Source organism: Clostridium sp. HV4-5-A1G (assembly GCF_900184915.1).
In the GTDB taxonomy this organism is placed as follows: domain Bacteria; phylum Bacillota; class Clostridia; order Clostridiales; family Clostridiaceae; genus Clostridium_B; species Clostridium_B aromativorans.
On record NZ_FXYI02000295.1, the window covers coordinates 1 to 2,559 of the forward strand.

The 2,559-nt window shown below is 28.7% G+C and carries 2 protein-coding genes; both read right to left on the reverse strand.

Annotated elements, in window-relative coordinates; genetic code table 11:
* A partial coding sequence (gene pdxR / locus J5G60_RS17895) for a MocR-like pyridoxine biosynthesis transcription factor PdxR (protein ID WP_236035346.1) occupies nt 1-1,448 on the reverse strand: 1,448 nt, incomplete at its 3' end.
* Between the two features lie 156 nt (nt 1,449-1,604).
* Nucleotides 1,605-2,504 (reverse strand): nucleotidyltransferase domain-containing protein, encoded by a 900-nt coding sequence (locus J5G60_RS17900; RefSeq protein WP_150357296.1) that lies wholly within the window; start codon nt 2,502-2,504, stop codon nt 1,605-1,607.
* Nucleotides 2,505-2,559 lie beyond the last annotated feature (55 nt).

Genomic DNA, 2,559 nt, shown 5'->3' on the forward strand with positions numbered 1-2,559 from the left:
TCGTCGTCAGCGTCATTTTTGTATAAGAGACAGATAATAAAATATATAGTCATAAGACTATTTAATATTTGAATTCCTCTTTTTATATTTTCTTTTCTAACATGTGAAAATCCAATTTTAAAATATTTCTTACCTTCCGAAGGATTCTTATAATATAATGAACCCGGAGTAATTAACACTCCCCTACGTTTTGCCTCTTTAAAAAGACTTATGGAATCTATTTCAATACTATCTTTAATTTTTAGATAAAAGTGCAGTCCCCCTCCTGGCTTTGTAAAGTCTACCTTATCATTTAGGTATTTAACTATACATTTTCCCATATATATATACATATCCTTGTATTTTATATTTAACATATTTATATAATCCTTCCACATACCTTTCCTAATGTATAAATCCAATGCCCTCTGCATAAGGCTGGAGGTAGCTATATCCGTGTTAATTTTAGAATTTTGAATGTTCTCTCTAAATTTTTCAGGAGGTATTAAATATCCAATTCTTATGCCAGGCAAAAATATCTTTGAAAAACTTTTTATATAAATGACTCTATCATTATGATCCAAACTTTTAAAACTATTATATTTTATATTACTATCGTAAATTAATTCTGAAAGATAATCATCTTCTATTATATAAAAATTATATATCTCTGCCAACCTCAATATTTGTTTTTTTTTGTCATCATCATAGCTTATACCAGATGGATTTTGAAAATAGCTCATAGTATAAAAACATTTTATATTATTTTTTTGAAGTATTTTTTCAAGCTTATCCACATTTACACCATTCTTCTCTACTGGTATTTCAATTATCTCTGATCTTCTGGACTTAAATACGGATAGTGCTCCGCTGTAAGTTGGCTTTTCAACTATTACACTATCATCTGTATTTAGGATAGCTTTTGAAACTACATCTATTCCCTGTTGAGCTCCAGAAACTATAAGTATATCTTCTGGATTTACACTATCCTTCCAAAACACATCACTTATACTTTTTCTCAATCCCTCATATCCCAACGGTTCCTGATAAATTAAAGCCCTGGACCCATCCCTGTCCAATACCTCATTTAAAACATTTTTAAAGAGATCTATTTGAAAAAATTCGCCGCTGGATGTCTCTCCTGTAAAATCTATATAGTCTCCTATTTCATTGCTGAATATTCTCTTCAATGCCCTAGAATACTCTCTATTAAGGTTCCTATTTATATCCCTCTTCTTGGCATAAGTTCCACTTCCCATTTTTAAGACGGCATATCCTTTACTTTGCAGCTCCTTATAGGCATTTACTATGGTAATATTATTTACTTTTAATATTCGCGCTAGTTCTCTTATAGCCGGCAGTTTCTCACCATCCTTTATTTTATTTTTGTCTATTAAATTTTTTATATGTTCCTCTATCATTAAATACTTAACTTTCCCTTTTCTTAAATCCATCAAATATTTATTCAATAGAAACTTCATTTCCCTTCTTTAAATTAAAATATATTAAAACATCCTATAGATATTATCCTACATCATCACAATAACATAAAAATAAAAGATTTAGTACTAAAAATTAAAATAAATTTTTGGTACTAAATCCCATTTCATTATATGGAAAAACCACTAAATAAAATATACATTTTCTTTAAATAAACACGTTCCATCTTTAGTTCTATAATCTCTGGATTCTTTTTTAATTAGATTTCTCTTCCACAACTCATTTAGGATCTCTTCCATATTTATATTATAATTACAAAATAACTCGTCGTTTTTTATATCTTCCGAACTCAAAAAACAGTCTTTTTCTCTCATATAATTCAAAAGTATCTTCGCAACATTTCGAATATTTTTATCTACATTTTTCTTTAAATAATTCATAGTATCTTCTATAGACTTCTCCACTTCTCTAATGTCATTAAAAAACAAATTATCCACACAGACTTTAAAGTCATTATTTAAATTCATAGTCATAGTCATAGCATCCTTACTTATCATATGGCCTGATGAGTTTATATATAATTTGGAAAATTCTTCTATTGACCGTACTGCAGCAATATAAGAAGTATGTATTCCATTATTCTGAAGGTATTTTTTACATATACTCATACTTTTAAATAATTCTCCAAGATAAAACATATTCCACCTTTCTCTATCCAAATCGGGGTAATATCTTCCCACATCATATTTGGACGTTATATCCATGTCTTTAGAAAATATCAATCTAGAAGAAGATATTATCCTGTGAATGAATCCACCTTTTAAATCCTGTTCAGGCAATTGTAAAAAATTGTTCTTGCTCATAAACTTGACATGAATAGGCACACCTACCTCCTCTGTATACAAGTTTTTTACATCATCCATGTCATTTTCGCATACTATAAGTAAATCAATGTCAGACTCATCCCATAAATCCCCTGTAATCATACTTCCAAAAACCATAACTGCAAGAATAGAATCGTTAGTCCTAAGTCTTTCAATAGTAATATTAAAAGCTTTCTGATACTGTAAAATAGTTTTTTCCATTTTCCTGTCGGCCCCCTTTTAAATTTTGAGTATAAAATTATATTATATATTATAC

Excerpts from the sequence above, each read along its gene's own strand:
- J5G60_RS17900 (WP_150357296.1), bottom strand. The coding sequence starts at position 2,504 with ATGGAAAAAACTATTTTACAGTATCAGAAAGCTTTTAATATTACTATT.